Here is a 17,613-nt window from a genome sequence, read left to right as displayed (position 1 = left end):
AGCACCCCGATTGTTTGATAATGTTTGAAAACGTCATTTCTTGTCCGAAAGGTATTATGCTCGCCGCCGAACGCCAGCGCCTTATCGCCAAATCCGTGGCCGCCCGCGGCGTCGCCAAGGTCAATGATCTTGCACAGGAGCTTGGCGTGTCCGAGATGACCATTCGCCGCGACATCGATGTGCTCAGCGAAACCGGCCGCGTCCGCAAGGTCCATGGCGGCGCGGTCAGTCCGGAAACCGGGCTCACCTTTGAACCGGGCTTCAAGGCCAACGTGGAAACCCACCTCGCAGCCAAGCAAGCGATCGCAGCTCACGCGCTCACCTTCGTCCGCCCCGGAATGACCATCGGCGTCACTGCCGGAAGTACCACCTACCAGCTAGCCGAGGGACTCGCCGCGCGCGGTCCACTCACCGTGGTGACGAATTCCTTTCCCTTTGCCGCCCGCCTCTATGCCTTGGGGGCAACCGACCCGGCTCGCCATCCCGCAGGCGGCACCGGCGAAAGCACCGTGACTCTCATCCTGACCGGGGGCGAACTCACCCCGTCCGAAGCACTCGTGGGCCCGGTCGCCGAACAATCGCTCGCAAACCTGAGCCTGGACCTGTGTTTCATGGGCGTGCACGGCATCCATCCGGATGCGGGATTGAGCACACCCAACCTGCAAGAGGCCGCGACCAACAAAATGTTTGCCGCCCATGCCGAGCGTGTGATCGTCCTCGCGGATTCGCACAAATTCGTTGTCCGGGCGCTCGCCAAGATCGCGGACCTGGACGAGATCGCCACCGTCATCACCGACACCTCCACCCCGGAAAGCGAAGCCACCGCACGTCAGCTCGGCCCCGACACCATCGTGTACGCAAAGACCCCCGCAAATGTACCCAGCACACCCACCAAAGGCACCCCATGACCGTCATCACCCGTGACCACCTGGCCGACGGCCGCGAGATCATCTACTTCGACGAAACGACACCACCAGAGCGCCGCCACGATCACCGCCCGCTCGACCCGCGGCCCCCGGTGGGCCAGGCACGCTTTGACGTGGAAGGCGGGGACTGGGTTGCCGTTGCCGCGCATCGCCAGACCCGAACCTACATGCCTCCGGCCGACCAGTGCCCACTCTGCCCCAGCACCGAGGAGCGGCACTCCGAAATCCCTGACCGGTATGAGGTTGCGGTCTTTGAAAACCGTTTTCCCTCGCTTGGCCCGGACCTTGGCGTCCTTCCCGAGCGCGGCGAATGGGGCAAGATTTACCCGGCTTACGGGCGTTGCGAGGTCATCACCTACACCCCGAAGCATGAGGGCTCATTCGGCGAGCTCAGCGATGATCAAGCCAAGCTCGTCGTTGATGCGTGGACCGAACGCACCCGCGAACTCTCCGGGATGGAAGGCATCCGCCAGGTCTTCCCCTTCGAAAACCGCGGCAAGGATATTGGGGTGACCCTCCAACACCCGCACGGCCAAATCTATGCCTACTCCTATATTCCGGCTCGGGCCCAGCGCCTCGCCGAAGAATCGCTCCGATTTTTCCAGAACAACGGCGGCACCGAAACCCTCCTGGCCAACACCCTCAAGAAGGAGCGCGAGGACGGCTCCCGCATCATTCAAACCGGCGAACACTTCACGAGCTACGTCCCCTTTGCCGCGCATTGGCCGCTGGAAGCACACCTCGTGCCGCACCGCCACGTCCGCGATTTCACCGACCTGAGCGACGCCGAGCGCGCCGAGCTGGCACTCATGACCCGCGATCTCCTCGCCCGCTTCGACCAGCTCTACGACTCCCCCACCCCGTACATCGCCGCGTGGATGCAGGCCCCGCTCGATGAGCGGTACCGAGAGTCCTCGACCTTCCACCTGCAGGTCACTTCCCCGCGCCGCGCCGCCGACAAACTCAAGTACCTTGCCGGATCCGAGGCCGCCATGAGCGCCTTCATCAATGACATGCTGCCCGAGCGCATCGCCGCGATGCTGCGCCTGGACGAAAAACCATTAGGAGCTTAAATGAACACCGCCGAATCCTTCCGCGCCTGGTACCGCACCGAACCCGAGGGCGTGTGGTCCGGCCCGGGCCGGGTTAACCTCATCGGCGAGCACACCGACTACAACCTCGGTTTTGTGCTCCCCTTCGCCATCGACGCGGCCACCCAGGTAGCGGTGCGCCGCCGCGAAGATGGGGCGGCCCGCTTTGCGTCCGCCTTTGGCGGCCGGGATATTCAAGAAGTGATGGTCGACGACGTTACTCGCTTTCATCCCGGGGGTTTGGCTGGGAAGGAGCAACAGTGGGCGAGATACCCCATGGGTGTCTTGTGGGCCATGCGCGAGGCGGGCATCGATGTTCCCGGCGTGGATGTCATGATCGAGTCCACCGTCCCAGTCGGTTCCGGACTCTCCTCATCGGCGGCGCTCGAGTGCGCCGTCGCTCTTGCGATCGCGGATCTGACCGGAGCCTTCGCCGAGCGCACCAATCAAGACTTGCTGGACATCGCGAAACTCGCTCAGCGCGCCGAGAACGAGGTGGTCGGTGCGCCGACCGGCATTATGGATCAGGCCGCATCTCTCCTTGGTGCCGAGAATGCGGCGCTTTTCTTGGATTGCCGTTCCCTGGAGAACGAACTCGTCCCCTTGGAATTGGCACAGAACGGCCTGACCTTGCTGGTGATTGATACCCGCGTCTCGCACTCACACGCCGACGGCGGCTATGCCGAGCGCCGCGCGAGTTGCGAACTGGGCGCTCGACTCATGGGGGTTGAGTCGCTGCGAGACCTCGGTATCCCCGATCTGGACCGGGCTGAAGAGATTTTGGATGAGGTGACGTACCGGCGGGTCAAGCACGTTGTCACTGAGAACCAACGGGTGCTGGACACCGTGGCGACCCTTGAGGCGGACGGCCCGCGCGCCATTGGCCCGCTCTTGGACGCGAGCCACGAATCCATGCGGGACGACTTCGAGATTTCCGCGCCGGAACTCGACCTGGCCGTGGAAACCGCGCAAGCACACGGCGCCATCGGTGCGCGCATGACCGGCGGCGGCTTCGGCGGCTCGGCAATAGCGTTGATTGACTCGGTAAAAGAAGAAGAGACCCGGTCCGCCATCCTCGCAGCCTTCCAAGCTGCGGGTTATGGCGAACCGGGTCTCTTTAGCGTCACGCCCGCATCGGGCGCCCGCAAGGTCGACTAGTCGTTGCTTTGGAGTATCGCGAGTAGGCGCAGGATCTCCACGTACAGCCACACCAAGGTCACGGTGAGACCAAAGGCGCCGGTCCACGAGTAGCGGGCGGGGGCGCCGTTCCTGACGCCGGCTTCAATCATGGTGAAGTCCACGATGAGGCTGAAGGCCGCCAAGCCAATAGCAATAAGCCCGATAACCACGCCAATCCAGCCCGAGCGCATACCGAACATGGAGTTGGTAACGCCAAAGAGCATCATGAAGAGGTTCACGAGAGAGAAGAGCGCGTAACCGGCGACGGCGATCATGAAGAACTTCATGGCCTTTGGAGTGGCACGAACCTTGCCGCTGCGGAAGAGCAAAAGCGCCACCACGAACACGCAGAGCGTGCCGACAACGGCCTGAATGCCCACACCCGGGAAGCGGGTATCCAACACGAGGGTGATCGCACCCAAGAACAGGCCCTCCAGGAAGGAGTACGCCAGGATCAGCGCCGGGACCGGCTCGCGCTTGAAAGAATTCACCAGTCCGAGGGCGAGCCCGCCGAGGACGCCGATCCACATGAGCGGGCCCGCGTACTGCGGCACGACGAACAGCGGCACCAAGGCACCGAGAATAACAACGCCAATGGAGAGCAGGGTCTTCATGATGACGTCGTCATAGGTCATCCGGTTAGTCTCGGCTGGGGTTGCCGAGGGGCTGTTGTAGATGTCCTGGAGCTGTTGCGCGCTCATTGCGTCGGTGGCGCCCAGCGTCGCCGCACCGGCAGGATTGCCCGAGAATTGGGCCTTGGTATTTTTACTTCCGAACACCGGATTTCCGCCGAATGCCATGGAACCCTCCCAAAGGTTTCTAAGTCTGTTATTTAAGCCTACCAATCACAACGAACGTGTCTCCACGCTTGTTCCACACGCGCTCGGTATTCTCTTGGCGACCCGCGTACCAGGTGACCCAAACTGGCCTAGGCGACCAACGCCGTCGTACCTCATGAAAGATGTGAAGGGAGCGCTCCGGAATCCGGCTCGTTGCCGCTGAAAATGTTGCACAGATGAGGGAGTGCCCCAGATGGGACTCGAAACCCTCTCACGCCTTCTACGAACCGCTACAATCCTGCAAACAAGCCGAACTACATCACGGTAATTCATCCCAGTTCAATCGGAATGTGGTCAAAGTGTGGTCAAATTGTGGCCACCGACGTCACGTTCCCCCGGTCCGTCCGCGTACAATCAACACAACATAGGAGGATGCACCGCCCAGTTGGGGCAATATAGGTGGTCAACTTCGCAGGCGATCCTCGCCAACCTCGCGGCCACGAGCGTCCCCTGCAAGCGTTCGTACTGCATCGATGAGAACACCTACAAATAGTTACTTACCCAAAGCAACTATTACGCCGCGAGCCAATACAATCAACACAACACTGGACGCAAGACACCCTCCGAGGTTGTACACAACGCGTGCACCCACACCGGATTAGGCTACTTGTGTTTCCGCCCGAGTCAGCACTTGTTTGATTGTTGCTGCGTACCACTTTCCTCCGGTAGCCGTTGGCACTCCTTCCGCCGTGAGGTACGTGGCGATGCCGTTCATGCTCTTGCCCTCTGCATGCAATCGGTCGATGAGGTCAATAGTTTCGGTAGGCAGAACGCTTCTGCGCCCCATGTGTTTACCGGTGTCGCGCTTGATCTTGGCCATAGCGTCACGCGTGCGCTCGCTGATCTTCTTGCGCTCCATCTCTGCGAACGTCACTGTTACCTGCGCCATAGCAGCGCCCGTGATTGTGGAGGTATCAATGTTGAGGTCTAAACAAATGAGTGCCCATCGTTGGCGCCCGGCCATTTCCAGAATGCCCGCAAAGTCAGCGACAGAGCGAGAGAGTCGGTCGAGCTTGGCGACTGCGAGCGCATCGGCACTACCGCCTTTTAGGTCTTTGAGCGCTTGGGCTAGTACCGGGCGATTCTTAAGGCTTTTAGCGCTCGCTGCGTCTTCGCGTGCAATGGTGAGCTCCCAACCGTTGCGCTTCGCTTCAGCCTCGAGTGCGGCTATCTGCACCTCCGGGCCAACTTCTTGCTTGTTGGTTGAGACGCGAACGTAGCCGATCACTTTGGTGGGGGCAGCCATTCTTTCCATACGCCTAGTATATATAAAGTGAACCCTTTATATCAAGTGGGGTAGTCGATGATGATGAAAATAGAATCAATCAGACGTCAACCAACTCATTCCGTCCGCAAACTGTCCGAGTTGCATTGAAAGTGACCTACTCCCCCGCGCCGCCATCCTCACGCGCACGGGTGGACCAACCGCCAAACCGTGCGCCCTCAAGAAAGATCGCGAGTCGCTCTCGTAGCAATTCATCATCCTTATTAGTCGGATCGGGCCTGACACGTTTCAGCATGAGTTCAAACGTCCTCAGGGTCGCGTGACGATCCTCCAACGGCTCGCCCCGTAGCCGGCCGATCACGGCAAGCGCGTCCGCCGCCGTCTTAATGCCCATGTTCCTAGCGTTCATCCTCTGCCTCCACGTAATTCCCAAACGTTCCATTAGTAATCTCTTCTCTTATCTTCCGTGACGCGTACTCAACGCCCTTGCGCGTCAACAACGGCAGATACCGCAGTTCACCGTTGAGCCTGATCGGTATTTCTTTCATGTACCCCACACGGATCGCCCACGGAGACACTCGCATGCCAACCTCAAGTAAGTCCGCTTCCTCATAGGTTTTCCCGCCGAATGTGAACGTCTCTTGCATCATGCCGCCTCGCCTAGCTGTTCCTTTTGGTAGTGGTGACACCAACGCCACTGTGTTTGAGTGAGGGGCTTGCCTGGTCCCGAAAGCTTGGCACGGCTACGCCCACTTCTAGATGCGCCACGGTAGATCGACCACCACTGAGCACGCGATGGATCATCGGGCATTGGCAAGCCCAGGATGGGATCATCGGGCATTGGATCATCGGGCATTGGCACGTCCAGCATGGGATCACGGGTGCTGAATAGTGTGGCATTGGACTGCTCTTCACCACCCGCACCTTTATTTGCCGTTACATCCGCTACATCCGTTACATCGGCTTGTTTCCGGGCTTCTTTGGTGTCGCTTGTAACGGGTGTGGCCGTTACAGGGTTTTTATCCGTTACAGAAAAACCCGCGTCATTACTGGGTTGTAACGGTTGTAACGGATGTAACGGGTTTTCAGAGGTATGTGGCAGGTATCGTTGCCAAGCATCGTGAAAGTCTGCCCTGAGGTACCCCCTGTAGACGTCTTCCCTTTCGCGAATCGTGCCCGGCTTGACTTCGTACGGCTTGAGCATGGACGCCAGCCCACGCTGGTCGAGCCCTTTGCCTTTTAGGTCTGCCCAAGGGGCATCTTCCATGTTGCACAACTTCTGTACCAAGTCACTTGAGGACATGCGATTAGCCGCACTGAACACCGTGCGAATGTCAGAAAGTAACTGCATGCCTAAGCTCACACGCGGCTTCGCGGCGCGCACAAAATGCACGCACGCGTCGCGTGCACGCCGGGGCCAATCGCTGCCAGCGACTTCAGCTATCGCCAGCAACGGCTCCCAAATGTCCGCAGACCGATCACTCACACCATCTGGCAGCTCAGGGCGACGCTCGGAAAGAGCTCGTTCATGTGGGGGAAAAGCTTCGGACAAAGCATCGCGCAAAGCATGCCCCAATGGAGTGTGGTCACGCACTCTAAAAGAGTCAATGGATTCGTTCGGTCCCCGCCTGCGCATCTTCACCACGATGGCACGATCCGCAATCGTCTCGGGTAGATAACCCAAGCCGGCCACCGCCAAAGCCGAATAAGCGGGAAACTGTGTTGGCTCGAAATTCGGACCCACACACCTAAGGGATGTTCCAGATTTGCGGTAGCCAGCATTGATCAGGGCGCGCAAATCCTCATTCGGCTTAGCGTTCCTACCGAATACGGTATCTATTTCATCGAACAGGATCGTGGGGCGTGAGTTTGTCTGCGCCACCGCACGGGACAGCGCGGCAAACGAAGCATTAGCCGCAAGAATCGGCCACGGAACTAGCAAATTAAGTATCTCAATCGCCCTCGTCTTTCCAGAACCCGGTTCAGGGGACAAGAAAGCAAGCCGCGGAGTTGTATCAAAGGCATCGAGCACGTGGCAATGTGCAGCCCAAAGCGCCGCGGCAACAAGCGCGTGATCGCTGGGAAACGCTACAAACCGCCTAATGAAATCCTCGACATCGTTGAGCGCTTGCGCGGGGTCGGTTGCGTTTGCCTGGTGGTGATTCTCGTTGCTCATGCTTTCAACTTGCCTCTTAGTTCGCTTTCTCCGCCGTGGTGCTTCTCTACTGAACTCAATAACTGGATGATGTCGGCGCCACGGTAGAACGTACTCCCTTGTAGCTGATGCGCTCGCAGGACTGCGCTGGCATGTGCGGAACTCGATTGTCACACTCCAAGCGGTTCACCTCGGCCAATAGGTCATCAGCTGTGGCCAAGCCGTTTCGCACATCCTCGATCAACTCGCGTAGCCGTTCGGTGGGCGAGAGTGGGGCATGTTGGGTCGCGCTCCTCATCAGAGTGCCTTCATAGCTTCAAGCACTGCGGTGAGTTGCTTTTGCAATTCCAAGGCTTCAATCAGCGATACCGTGGGAAAGTCGCCCTGGAAACGGTGATCGAGAAGTAAGCGCACCCCTTGATCTGGGTCCCAGCAGGTATGTACTCCTGTTTTGTGCTCACCGTTCGAGATGTAGTGTTGCGGACCTTCCCAGATGAACACTCGCGGATCTTGAGCGGCCGCCATTGCGTCGAACGTGAATCCTGTAGGTGCCTCAAAGGTCTTTGCGTGCAAGATCGTGGCTTCAAGTCTGCGGCGCTCGCCCGCGTATGCCACGCTTGCGAGCGCCGCATCCTCATCCTCTGTGAAGTTGAATTCCGATGCGTATTCGTGTGCATCAGGGGTAAGCTTGTTCATTGAACTAGCGTCCTTTCTGGCTGTTGGTTTTTGCGGTCCCAGCGTGATTCTTGGTGGAATGGTTGGGGCCGTTTCTCTTTGATCTCTTTGCTTTGGCACGGCACTTTGGTCCCGCCTCACTGTTGCGTGACTCTGCGGAGAGTAGCGCGTGCCCGCAATACTTGCAGCGCTTCATGAACACAAGGTCGCCCTCAAGCGGCATTGCCGTGCTCATGCCGCGTCCGGGCCGTCCGCAGTAGACTGTCGGGTTTGTTGATCAAGCCATGCCTCAACGTCAGATAGTCGATAGCGAACTTGTCGGCCCATCTTGATGAACTTCGGGCCCGTGCCCATGTACCGCATTTGAGCAAGACCAGCTACTGAGTACCCCGCATATTCTGCGAGTGTGCTCGGGGTTAGCAATTTGTCCACGAGAGCTCCTTGATGTTCTGAATTAGTGTGACTTATTCACAATAACACTACTGTAGTGTTAGCGGGGGCTACACACTGAATTCATGTAGCATCACACTATGCCCGACTCTCCCAGTAACGAACTCCCAGACATTGACGCCTACTTTCGCTCCAACCTCAAGGGATATCGAGAGCGGGCACATCTCACTCAAGAGCAACTCGCCCAACGGCTCAGTGATATTGGGTTTTCATTTAGACAGCAAACGATTCAAAAGATTGAGCAAGGTACACGCGGCGTAAGCCTCAGAGAAGCACTCGCGATCTCGAAGGCATTGAATCTTCCCGAGTTAGACGCCCTCTTGGCGCCTCCCGTAAACGACAGACTCTCCTACCTCATGAATGAACTCCTTGAGGCACAGAGCGCACTATGGAGTGCTCATAACAAGTTCTTTGACATTCAGAATCATATTGCTCAGTTCATCGATGAAGATCCCTCATCCGTGGACCAGTCAGTAATTGACACTTCGCTTGCAAAGACTTCTATCAGCACGTTGCGCCACCGCTTAAGGCTTACGGGACCCATAGACACAAAGGGATACGGCAAGCAACAAACATCCCTACTCGAGCTCTACGACGGCGAACGATTCATGCCTGACTACACGGCCGAACTTGGAAACCAACTAAGAGACAGTCATAAAGATGGCGTCGATTGAGTCATACCCTACTGCTAACGGTAAGCGGTACAGAGTGCGTTACCGCACGCCGAACCGCCGGCAGACCACTAAGCGGGGCTTTACAACCAAGAGAGATGCTGAACTCTTTCTAGCAAACATAGAGGTAAGTAAGGCACGGGGCGACTACATTGCACCAGCACTCTCCAAGACCACTGTCGGCGCGCTTGGGGACGCATGGCTAGCGAGACAGACCCAGCTCAAGGCATCCGCCAAAGTGCCCTTAGAGTCCGCTTGGCGCAACCACGTGAAACCTCGCTGGGACGTCACGCGCATCGGCGACGTACGCCACTCAGAAATTCAATCTTGGATAGCTGGGCTCACATCATCATCAGGCAAAGAACTCAGCGCTACCATGCAGAGGCGCTGCCTTGGAATACTCTCAGGAATACTTGCGGATGCAGTGAAAGACCGCCTCTTGAGCGCGAATCCAGCAGAGGGCATCAAGACCAAGCGCAAGCCTAAACCCACGCACACCTACCTCACTCACGAACAGGTGACGCGCCTCGCTGAATGCTCCAAGTACCCCGAGCTGATTTTTGTACTTGCGTACTGCGGTCTGCGCTGGGGAGAAGCCGTCGCGCTAAGGGTGCAAGACTTCGATCCTTTGCGGCTGCGCATAAACGTCAACAGGACAGTGACTAAGGTCAACTCAGCACTTGAAATCGGAACACCTAAGACTCATGAGATCCGCTCGGTAGGAGTGCCCAAGTTCCTTATCCCACGAATCTCGCGCCTCTGCGAGGGCAGATCGCGCGGCGACCTCATCTTTCCTAACGAGCGTGGTGGCTTCCTGCGGCATCCCGTAGTCAAGGGCACAAGATACTCATGGTTTGACTCTGCCGTACAGGACGCAAAGATTCCCCGGATTACACCACACGACCTAAGAGCCACCGCTGCAAGCCTCGCTGTACGTTCCCAAGCAAACGTCAAAGCCGTGCAAAAGATGCTCGGCCACGCCTCTGCCGCTATGACGCTGGACCGATACGCAGACCTCTTCGATAATGATGTGGATCTCGTAGCAGACGCCCTTGATCATGCACATTCCCAAGAGGTTGTGGTCAAAATGTGGTCAAAAGCGACCTAAGGGATTCCCATCAGCCCAGTACTTCCCTACAAATACAGGGGTGTAGGACCAAAGGAGACGGTGCCCCAGATGGGACTCGAACCCATACTGTGTCGATTTTAAGTCGACTGCCTCTGCCGATTGGGCTACTGGGGCAACTGAATAAGGGTACCGGAAAACGTCGGTGGGCACCGTCACGACCCGTGACAGTACCCACCAAACGCTTGGCCCGTGTTACTTCGCGGCCTGCGGCTCCTTGGCGGCGTCGGCCGTCTTGGTGTCTTGACCGGGCGTCGCCTCAGCGGCCTGATCCACCCGCTCATTTGCCGCACGGTTCGCGGCCGCATCCAACATCGAGCTCTCCGCCACGAACGGCAGCGACACCGCCGGTCGCTTCGGCGTCGCAGCGACGTAGAACGCGCGGGACGGGGTTTGCAGATCATAGAGCGGGGTCGTGTCGCGGCCGAGCACCAGGTTCCAGAACCAGATCGCGATGACGCGGAACTTGCGCTCGAAGGTCGGCATCGCGAGGCCGTGGTAACCGCGGTGCGCGAGCCACGCCAGGAAGCCCTTGAGCGGCAGACCCATGATGTTCGCTACGCCCTTGTAGAGCCCAAACCCGGCAACCGCACCCAGGCTCTTGTGCTTGTACTGCTTCATCGAACCCACGCCGTAGCTCTTGGCGTACAGGTTCTTTGCCAAGCGCTTCGCCTGGCGCACGGCGTGCTGCGCGTTGGGGACGCAGGTGCCATCGGGAAGTCCGCCGCCGGAAAGATCCGGAACGGCAGCAACGTCGCCAGCAGCCCACGCGTGCTCGATCACGGTGTCGCCGTCGGCGATCTCCAGCGAGGCGTTCACCTTGACGCGGCCACGCTCGTCTACCGGGAAATCGGTGGCGCGGTTAACCGGGTTGGCCTGGACACCCGCAGTCCACAGCAGCGTGTCCGCCTTGAAGGAACCGGCGGGCGCCTTATCCGGCATGGAAATGAGTTCGATGTTGCGGTCCTCGGCGTTGGCGAGCGAGGTGTTCAGCAACACCTCGACCCCGCGGGAACGCAAGTGCTCCACGACCCACTCGGCCTGAGACTGGGTGACCTCGGGCATGATCCGACCCATGGCCTCGACCAGCACAATGCGAATCTCGGACTGATCCACGCGCTCGTTAAGCTTCACCGCACGGCGAATCATGTCTTCCATCTCGGAAATGGCTTCGATACCGGCAAAGCCGCCGCCCACCACCACAAAGGTGAGGGCCTGCGTGCGCTCTTCGCCCTGGGGCATGAGTGAGGCGGTCTCGATGCGCTCCAAGACCTTGTCCCTAATCGCGACGGCTTCTTCGATGGTCTTCAAGCCGATCCCGGCTTCATTTAGGCCTGGAATCGGGAAGGTGCGGGTGATGGCACCGGCTGCCAGGACAACGTCATCGTAGGGGATCTCGAAAGATTCGCCGCCACCCACCGGTGCCACGGTCGCAACCTTTTTGGCGTTGTCGATAGAGGTCACGCGTCCGGACACCAGTTCCGAGTGCTTCAAGTGCATGCGGTGCGAGACGATGGCGTGCCGCGGCTCAATGCTGCCGGCGGACACTTCGGGGAGGAACGGCTGATAGGTCATGTAAGGCAGCGGGTCCACCACGGTGACGATGCCACCGCGCGCGCGAACCTTCTTCTGCAACTTCATGGCAACGTAGAGGCCGACGTAACCGCCGCCAACTACCAGGATGCGAGGACGGTCAAGAAGTTCTGGTGCTGAGCTCATAACACCAGTCTAGTCCTATTTGTGAAAACTTTCACTAAGTGGGGGTTTGTGACGAATCGCCCGGATTTTCGGGCGTTTCCCCGCGCTCCCCGGCAACATGCGCGCCATGTCCCGCGCCGTCGGGGGCGCCTGAATCGGCGCCGGCGGCGGCGAGCTTTTTCCGCGTCGCGACAATGTGCCAAGTGCCGCCCACCAACACCAGGAAAACCAGCGCCCCGAATCCAATCACAACTGCCCCAGGTACCACTCCGCTGACCGACTCCGGCTCAATGGCCGTCGGCACCTGCGCCTGCGGTATCTCCGCGCTGGACTCGCCCGGGTTGGGCGTCGCGTTGCCATCGGTGGGCGGCGGCGTATCGTTGCGGCGGTGCAACCGGATCCACTCGCTCATGGACCCGATCGGGTTCGCGTCCACCTTCGGCGCATCCATGGTCAACGCCTGATACACATCCAGCTTCCCGTACCCGTATATCGGGTCCGGTTTGCCGGATTGGCACCCTACCCCGTCTTTGGCGCCGCAAATGAGCTGCTGAATGACTTGCGCCGCGGACATGTCCGGGTACTTGCTGCGGATGAGCGCCGCGGCCCCGGACACGAGCGGTGCCGCCCCGGAGGTCCCCTGCCAATTCACGGTGATCCCGTTCGGGGCAACGCCCACCAACTCTTCGGCGGGCGCGGTGATCGAGATGGAGATACCTTGCGAGCTGGATCCCTCGCTCGCCTTACCGTTCTTATCCAGGCCGCCCACCGCGAGCACGCCGGGAATCGTCGCGGGTGCCCCTACCTGGGTAATGCCCGAATCACGGTTTCCGGCGGCAGCGACAATCACCACGTCATTGTCTTCGGCGTATTTGAATGCCTCGTCCCAGCTTTGCGGCCACGTGGTCGAGTTCGACCCCAGCGACATATTGATGACCTTGGCACCCTGATCCACCGCGTACTTCACGGCGACCGGGATCTGCTCCTCAATGCTCAGCCCACCGGGATTGTTCGGGCCCACCCACAGCGAAATGCTCAGCAATTCGGCCTTTGGCGCCACTCCGATCACGCCATCGGGCCCGGCACCGACCTGGTTGGGGTCCGGTGTCGCGGACGCGTCGGTTGGCGGATTCTTGTCGACGCCGCGCCCGGCCAGCAGCGAGGCCACCATGGTGCCGTGCTGCTTTTGTTCTTCCCCGGGCCCAAGCGGTTCCTGCCCATTCGGTGCGCCCGCGCCAGACACGTCGGTACCGCCCACCACGGCGCCCTTGAGGACGTCGACGTCGCCATTAATGCCGGTGTCGATGACCGCGACCTTGACGCCCTCGCCTTGGGAAATTTCCCAAGCCTTGCGAATATTCGAGGCGTCGAGCCAGTACTCGCGGTCGCGCACGTCGTCGGCATAGGCACCTACCGGCGCCCACAGATTCACGGAAAGTACGACGACGCCCATCACCACGGCCGCGCATCTCGCCCATAAACGGGCGCGAGAAGTATCGGAGTGAAGTTGGGTCACTTTTTCCTCGGGGGGTTGGGTTTAGCGTGTGGTTTCGGTTGCCGTCGCGTCAGTGCCGGCGATGCTGAGCGCAATTCCATCAAGAATATCGTGCTCGCTCGTGGTGACCGTGGTGACGTTGCCGTCGGTCGCGTTCACGACGGCCTGCAGAATCTGGCACCAAATGAGCGCCCCGGCGCCAATGACATCCACGCGTCCGGGGTGCATGAACGGGAGGGCCGCCCGTGCCGCACGCGAGGAGTGCAACAGCTGCTTGCACGACTCCTGCACCGTGTCAATGGGGAGTTCGGCACCGTTGATCGCTTCGGGCAGGTACGCCTCTAAGTTCAGGCTGTGAGCTGCGACCGTGGTGATGGTTCCGGCGACACCGACAATGGTGCGCACCGAATCCAGGTCGACATCGACATCGGAGAGCAGGAGGTCGATGGCGCCTCTCGCCTTCTCAATTTCTTGATCGGTGGGCGGGTCGGAAAACAGGAATCTTTCGGTAAAGCGCACGCATCCCATATCCAGGCTTTGCGACTGCTCCACACCCTTGGCGGCACCCCCGAGAACAAATTCGGTGCTTCCGCCGCCAAGGTCGACCACCAGGACCGGCTCGGCAGCCCCGGGGCGCAGTGCGCTGAGAGCCCCGGTGAAGGAGAGCGCAGCCTCTTCTTGGCCGCTGATAACCTCGGGCTCAACGCCGAGTATTTTCTGGATGCCGTTGGCGAAGTGGGCGCGATTACGGGCATCGCGCGTGGCCGAGGTCGCGACGAAACGAACGCGTTCGGCGCCGTGCTCGGCAATCAGTTCGGCGTATTCGCGGGTCGCGGCAAATGTGCGTTCCAGGGCGGCGGCGGACAGTTCCCCGGTTTCATCCACTCCTTCGCCCAGACGCACAACCTTCATGAGGCGCACAATATCGGTGAGCCCCTCTTCGGTGAGCTCGGCAATGAGCAGGCGGATCGAGTTTGTTCCACAATCGATGGCGGCAACCCTCATGAACCCCTCCGTTCCTGGGTCTTCACGTGCCTGCTGAGGTCTTTGGTGGGAACCGGCGCATCTGGGTCCCAGGCGCCTTCGCAGTAGCACTTATCCAGCGTGAACCATGGGCGAATCATTTCCAAGGCCTTATCGCCGATGGGATTCACGCCGGGACCCACCGCCAGGGCGTGCCCGACGGCCACATGCAAACATTTGACGCGCTCGGGCATGCCGCCGGCGCTGACACCGGCGATTTCGGGGACCTCGCCCAGATTTCGGCGCGCCCGTATCTCTTCGCGAGCAGCCAGATAGGATTCGTGCGCGCTCCGGTACCGCTCGCGCAAGGCTTCGTCCTCGGCGAGTTGTTGGTTCATTTCGGTCATGACTCCTCCGGCCTCAAGCCGCGAGACGGCTTGGGTGATGACCGGATGGGTCAGGTAAAAGGTGGTGGGAAAGGGGATTCCGCTGGAAAGCCTGGGAGCGGTGGTGGCGACAAAGGGGTTCCCGCAGATGCAACGCGCCCCAATTTCCACGACGTCGCGAACGGGTCGGCCCAGCTGCAGACTCACGGTATCGAGGTCTTGCTGGGTGGGAATGCGCGGATCCATAGTGCCTTTCACAGGCCGCGACACGCAAAGTTGAGCACGTGGGGTGGGGAAAGTAGAGCTAAGGGGCGGTCGCGGCCCGCTTTACAGATTCCCAGAATGCATCCGCCCAGGGCAAATCCGTGGGGCCGTCGAAGGCTGGCGGTGGAGCGCCGTCGGTGATGCCTTCGGTTCCTTTGACAATGTATTGCCGCTCCCCAGGGTTCACCATGTTCAAGCTGTCACGTGCCTGTTGCACCACAAAGTCCTGGTCTTGCCAGCGTTTAATTTCGGCGTTGAGTTCATCTTGACGGCGCTGCTGCTCCGCAATGGACTGGTTGACGGCCGCAATTTCGCCTTGTTGCTCCATGTACACCCGGAAGGCCGGTGCCACAAAAACGACGGCGGTGATGAGCACCAGAACCACCGCGATCATGCGGCCAGAAAAGGTGCGGGCCGGGACCGGCGCCGTTTCTGTCCTCTTTGCGGTGCTCCGGTTGCGGGCACTCGCGGGTGCCGTGGATGGCCGTGCGGGAGCCGCCTTGCGGATGCCCCGGGAGTAAGTCGAGCGCTGCTCGGCGCGGGACTCGCGCGAGTCGGTGGCTCTCGGGGAGCGCCCCTTGGGTTTAGTCCGCGTCGCAGAAGTGCGCTGGGTCCTAGCGGAGGAGGTTTCCGCGGATGATCGGGTAGGGCTGGAGCTCTTCGCTTCGCCGGAGGTCATCTGGCGGGAACCGGTAGCCGCTTTTGGCCCGGCGTTGGCGGCAATCTTGTCGCGTATCGCGCCGGCACGGGCCGCGCTCTGGGCAGACTTTTCCGGGGACTGTGCACTCTTGGCCGCGCGATTATCCTTTTTCGCGTTAGTACCGGCGGCGCTCTTCACACCGGTCACGACTTTGCTCAGCCCAGACTTTTTTTGCTCGGACCGGGTGTGTTTGGCCGTCGAGGCTGACGCGTCCTCCAGGAGGGTGACCTTAGCCGTGCGGGGCGTGGAAGTGCCGGCCGGCGCGGAAGGCGAGTGGTGCTGGGAGGAGGCATCGCCGTCGTGCTTAAACGAAGAGGCCGCCGCCCGGCCGCGCGCGCTACCGCTCTCGGTGGCGCGCGGGACGTTCGGGCGACGGCTACTCAACGTGTGCTCCTGGGGTGGGGAAGATTCTTCCTTGAGGTTACCGGGAGCGTCGGCGGTTTTTAGGCAGTGAAACGCGGGAAGGCGTTCTTTCCTGCGTAGGTGGCGGCGTCCTCGAGCTCTTCCTCGATGCGCAACAGCTGGTTGTACTTGGCGACGCGTTCGCTGCGGGCCGGGGCGCCGGTTTTGATTTGTCCGGCGTTGGTGGCGACGCAAATGTCGGCGATGGTGGTGTCCTCGGTTTCGCCGCTACGGTGCGAGGTGATGGTCGTGTACGCGGCGCGCTGGGCGATCGAGATGGCGTCCAGGGTCTCGGAGAGGGTGCCGATTTGGTTGACCTTCACCAAGAGCGAGTTGCCGACGGCGCGGTCGATGCCTTCTTGCAGGCGGTCCGGGTTGGTGACGAAGAGATCGTCGCCAACCAGTTGCACCTTGTCACCGAGCAGTTCGGTGAGTTGGCGCCAGCCGTCCCAGTCGTTCTCATCCAGCGGGTCCTCGATGGACACGAGCGGGTAGTTGGCCACCAGGTCGGCGTAGTAGGCGGACATTTCCTCGGCGGTCTTCTTTTCGCCTTCAAACAGGTAGGTGCCGTCCTGGTAGAACTCGCTGGAGGCGACGTCCAAAGCCAAAGCGATCTGCTCGCCGGGAACGTAGCCGGCCTGGGTGATGGCGTCCAGGATAAGGTCCAGGGCCGCGCGGTTGGAAGGCAGGTTCGGGGCGAAGCCGCCCTCGTCGCCGAGGCCGGTGGACAGGCCCTGCTCCTTGAGCACCGACTTGAGCTGGTGGTACACCTCGACGCCCCAGCGCAGGCCCTCGCTGTAGGTGGATGCGCCGATCGGGGCGATCATGAATTCTTGGATGTCCACGTCCGAATCCGCGTGCGCACCACCGTTCAGGATGTTCATGAGCGGGACTGGAAGCACGTGGGCGTTGGGGCCGCCAAGGTACTTGTAGAGCGGGAGGCCGGCGGATTCGGCGGCGGCGCGGGCCACGGCGAGGGAGACGCCGAGGATCGCGTTTGCACCCAAGTTGGACTTGTTGTCGGTGCCGTCCAACTCGATCATGGCGAGGTCGATGCTGCGCTGATCGGCGGCATCGAAGCCGATAATGGCGGGCTGGATCTGGTCGATCACGGCCTGCACGGCGTCGAGGACGCCCTTGCCGCCGTACCGGTTTTTGTCGCCGTCACGGCGTTCGTTGGCTTCGAAAGCGCCGGTGGAGGCGCCGGAGGGCACCATGGCGCGGCCAAAGGAGTCATCGTCGAGGAGGACTTCAACCTCCACCGTCGGGTTACCGCGGGAGTCGAGAATCTCGCGGGCGTGCAAGGCGTCGATAATGGCCATGGGTAGCTCCTGTTCGCTTGAGCGTGGTGTTTTTCGGTGGAAATCT

18 protein-coding genes and 1 tRNA gene are annotated in these 17,613 nt (G+C 60.4%); 5 read left to right on the top strand and 14 right to left on the bottom strand.

Annotated elements, in window-relative coordinates:
* Positions 1-56 precede the first annotated feature (56 nt).
* Genes O148_RS14520 through galK form a run of 3 tightly spaced genes read left to right on the top strand, consistent with a single transcriptional unit; the run spans position 57 to position 3,175 of the window.
* Entirely contained in the window at positions 57-908 is an 852-nt protein-coding gene (locus O148_RS14520) for a DeoR/GlpR family DNA-binding transcription regulator (protein ID WP_051619766.1), read from the top strand.
* Complete coding sequence (gene galT / locus O148_RS14515; protein WP_035744707.1) at positions 905-1,999, top strand: galactose-1-phosphate uridylyltransferase; 1,095 nt, start codon at positions 905-907, stop codon at positions 1,997-1,999. Before O148_RS14520 ends, galT begins: the two co-directional genes overlap by 4 nt.
* Positions 2,000-3,175, top strand: coding sequence for a galactokinase (galK, locus tag O148_RS14510; protein WP_051619765.1), 1,176 nt, complete (start codon positions 2,000-2,002; stop codon positions 3,173-3,175).
* Here the strand turns inward: galK and O148_RS0103190 are convergent.
* The 7 genes from O148_RS0103190 to O148_RS0103160 all read right to left on the bottom strand — a co-directional run bounded on the left by O148_RS0103190 (position 3,172) and on the right by O148_RS0103160 (position 8,522).
* Positions 3,172-3,996, bottom strand: coding sequence for a Bax inhibitor-1/YccA family protein (locus tag O148_RS0103190; RefSeq protein ID WP_026529762.1), 825 nt, complete (start codon positions 3,994-3,996; stop codon positions 3,172-3,174). The genes galK and O148_RS0103190 overlap by 4 nt on opposite strands.
* A gap of 637 nt (positions 3,997-4,633) precedes the next feature.
* Positions 4,634-5,290, bottom strand: coding sequence for a recombinase family protein (locus tag O148_RS0103185; RefSeq protein WP_240470779.1), 657 nt, complete (start codon positions 5,288-5,290; stop codon positions 4,634-4,636).
* A gap of 127 nt (positions 5,291-5,417) precedes the next feature.
* Positions 5,418-5,669: a hypothetical protein gene (locus O148_RS0103180; RefSeq protein ID WP_026529760.1), complete on the bottom strand. Its 252-nt coding sequence runs from the start codon at positions 5,667-5,669 to the stop codon at positions 5,418-5,420.
* Positions 5,659-5,910, bottom strand: a complete 252-nt coding sequence (locus O148_RS0103175; protein ID WP_026529759.1) for a hypothetical protein — start codon at positions 5,908-5,910, stop codon at positions 5,659-5,661. Before O148_RS0103175 ends, O148_RS0103180 begins: the two co-directional genes overlap by 11 nt.
* Positions 5,907-7,436, bottom strand: a complete 1,530-nt coding sequence (locus tag O148_RS14505) for a DUF3631 domain-containing protein (RefSeq protein ID WP_075204264.1) — start codon at positions 7,434-7,436, stop codon at positions 5,907-5,909. Before O148_RS14505 ends, O148_RS0103175 begins: the two co-directional genes overlap by 4 nt.
* A 276-nt stretch (positions 7,437-7,712) precedes the next feature.
* Positions 7,713-8,111: a hypothetical protein gene (locus O148_RS0103165; RefSeq protein WP_026529758.1), complete on the bottom strand. Its 399-nt coding sequence runs from the start codon at positions 8,109-8,111 to the stop codon at positions 7,713-7,715.
* A 210-nt stretch (positions 8,112-8,321) separates the two neighbouring features.
* Entirely contained in the window at positions 8,322-8,522 is a 201-nt protein-coding gene (locus O148_RS0103160) for a helix-turn-helix transcriptional regulator (RefSeq protein WP_026529757.1), read from the bottom strand.
* A 98-nt stretch (positions 8,523-8,620) separates the two neighbouring features.
* Between O148_RS0103160 and O148_RS14500 the strand changes: the two genes are divergently transcribed.
* A complete protein-coding gene (locus tag O148_RS14500) occupies positions 8,621-9,214 on the top strand; it encodes a helix-turn-helix transcriptional regulator (protein ID WP_035744701.1) in 594 nt (197 codons plus the stop codon).
* Positions 9,201-10,319 (top strand): site-specific integrase, encoded by a 1,119-nt coding sequence (locus O148_RS0103150; protein ID WP_026529756.1) that lies wholly within the window; start codon positions 9,201-9,203, stop codon positions 10,317-10,319. Before O148_RS14500 ends, O148_RS0103150 begins: the two co-directional genes overlap by 14 nt.
* Positions 10,320-10,380: 61 nt before the next feature.
* Here the strand turns inward: O148_RS0103150 and O148_RS0103145 are convergent.
* The 7 genes from O148_RS0103145 to eno all read right to left on the bottom strand — a co-directional run bounded on the left by O148_RS0103145 (position 10,381) and on the right by eno (position 17,567).
* Positions 10,381-10,454: transfer RNA gene (locus tag O148_RS0103145), tRNA-Leu, on the bottom strand.
* A gap of 78 nt (positions 10,455-10,532) precedes the next feature.
* Positions 10,533-12,056 carry an NAD(P)/FAD-dependent oxidoreductase gene (locus O148_RS14495; RefSeq protein ID WP_075204263.1) on the bottom strand — a complete coding sequence of 508 codons (1,524 nt, stop codon included), beginning with the start codon at positions 12,054-12,056 and terminating at the stop codon, positions 10,533-10,535.
* Positions 12,057-12,090: 34 nt separating this feature from the next.
* Positions 12,091-13,551, bottom strand: a complete 1,461-nt coding sequence (locus O148_RS14490) for a S8 family serine peptidase (RefSeq protein WP_240470778.1) — start codon at positions 13,549-13,551, stop codon at positions 12,091-12,093.
* A gap of 21 nt (positions 13,552-13,572) precedes the next feature.
* Positions 13,573-14,535, bottom strand: coding sequence for a Ppx/GppA phosphatase family protein (locus O148_RS14485; RefSeq protein WP_051619764.1), 963 nt, complete (start codon positions 14,533-14,535; stop codon positions 13,573-13,575).
* Entirely contained in the window at positions 14,532-15,125 is a 594-nt protein-coding gene (locus tag O148_RS14480) for a DUF501 domain-containing protein (protein WP_051619763.1), read from the bottom strand. Before O148_RS14480 ends, O148_RS14485 begins: the two co-directional genes overlap by 4 nt.
* Before the next feature lie 58 nt (positions 15,126-15,183).
* A complete protein-coding gene (locus tag O148_RS16915) occupies positions 15,184-16,227 on the bottom strand; it encodes a septum formation initiator family protein (RefSeq protein WP_051619762.1) in 1,044 nt (347 codons plus the stop codon).
* Positions 16,228-16,286: 59 nt separating this feature from the next.
* Positions 16,287-17,567, bottom strand: coding sequence for a phosphopyruvate hydratase (gene eno, locus O148_RS0103115; protein ID WP_026529754.1), 1,281 nt, complete (start codon positions 17,565-17,567; stop codon positions 16,287-16,289).
* Positions 17,568-17,613: the final 46 nt, after the last annotated feature.

The sequence above is a fragment of the Haematomicrobium sanguinis DSM 21259 genome, from assembly GCF_000688395.1.
Taxonomy (GTDB): Bacteria; Actinomycetota; Actinomycetes; order Actinomycetales; family Micrococcaceae; genus Haematomicrobium; species Haematomicrobium sanguinis.
Note: the sequence above shows the minus strand (reverse complement) of the source record. Positions and strands in the feature narration are given on the sequence as shown.

What these genes read in the sequence shown, in the direction of transcription:
- O148_RS0103175 (WP_026529759.1), bottom strand. Translation starts at nt 5,910, where the DNA reads ATGATGCAAGAGACGTTCACATTCGGCGGGAAAACCTATGAGGAAGCG.
- O148_RS14505 (WP_075204264.1), bottom strand. Translation starts at nt 7,436, where the DNA reads ATGAGCAACGAGAATCACCACCAGGCAAACGCAACCGACCCCGCGCAA.
- O148_RS14480 (WP_051619763.1), bottom strand. Translation starts at nt 15,125, where the DNA reads ATGGATCCGCGCATTCCCACCCAGCAAGACCTCGATACCGTGAGTCTG.
- eno (WP_026529754.1), bottom strand. Translation starts at nt 17,567, where the DNA reads ATGGCCATTATCGACGCCTTGCACGCCCGCGAGATTCTCGACTCCCGC.
- O148_RS0103190 (WP_026529762.1), bottom strand. Translation starts at nt 3,996, where the DNA reads ATGGCATTCGGCGGAAATCCGGTGTTCGGAAGTAAAAATACCAAGGCC.
- galK (WP_051619765.1), top strand. Translation starts at nt 2,000, where the DNA reads ATGAACACCGCCGAATCCTTCCGCGCCTGGTACCGCACCGAACCCGAG.
- galT (WP_035744707.1), top strand. Translation starts at nt 905, where the DNA reads ATGACCGTCATCACCCGTGACCACCTGGCCGACGGCCGCGAGATCATC.
- O148_RS14485 (WP_051619764.1), bottom strand. Translation starts at nt 14,535, where the DNA reads ATGAGGGTTGCCGCCATCGATTGTGGAACAAACTCGATCCGCCTGCTC.
- O148_RS14495 (WP_075204263.1), bottom strand. Translation starts at nt 12,056, where the DNA reads ATGAGCTCAGCACCAGAACTTCTTGACCGTCCTCGCATCCTGGTAGTT.
- O148_RS14500 (WP_035744701.1), top strand. Translation starts at nt 8,621, where the DNA reads ATGCCCGACTCTCCCAGTAACGAACTCCCAGACATTGACGCCTACTTT.
- O148_RS0103150 (WP_026529756.1), top strand. Translation starts at nt 9,201, where the DNA reads ATGGCGTCGATTGAGTCATACCCTACTGCTAACGGTAAGCGGTACAGA.
- O148_RS0103180 (WP_026529760.1), bottom strand. Translation starts at nt 5,669, where the DNA reads ATGAACGCTAGGAACATGGGCATTAAGACGGCGGCGGACGCGCTTGCC.
- O148_RS0103165 (WP_026529758.1), bottom strand. Translation starts at nt 8,111, where the DNA reads ATGAACAAGCTTACCCCTGATGCACACGAATACGCATCGGAATTCAAC.
- O148_RS0103185 (WP_240470779.1), bottom strand. Translation starts at nt 5,290, where the DNA reads ATGGAAAGAATGGCTGCCCCCACCAAAGTGATCGGCTACGTTCGCGTC.
- O148_RS14520 (WP_051619766.1), top strand. Translation starts at nt 57, where the DNA reads ATGCTCGCCGCCGAACGCCAGCGCCTTATCGCCAAATCCGTGGCCGCC.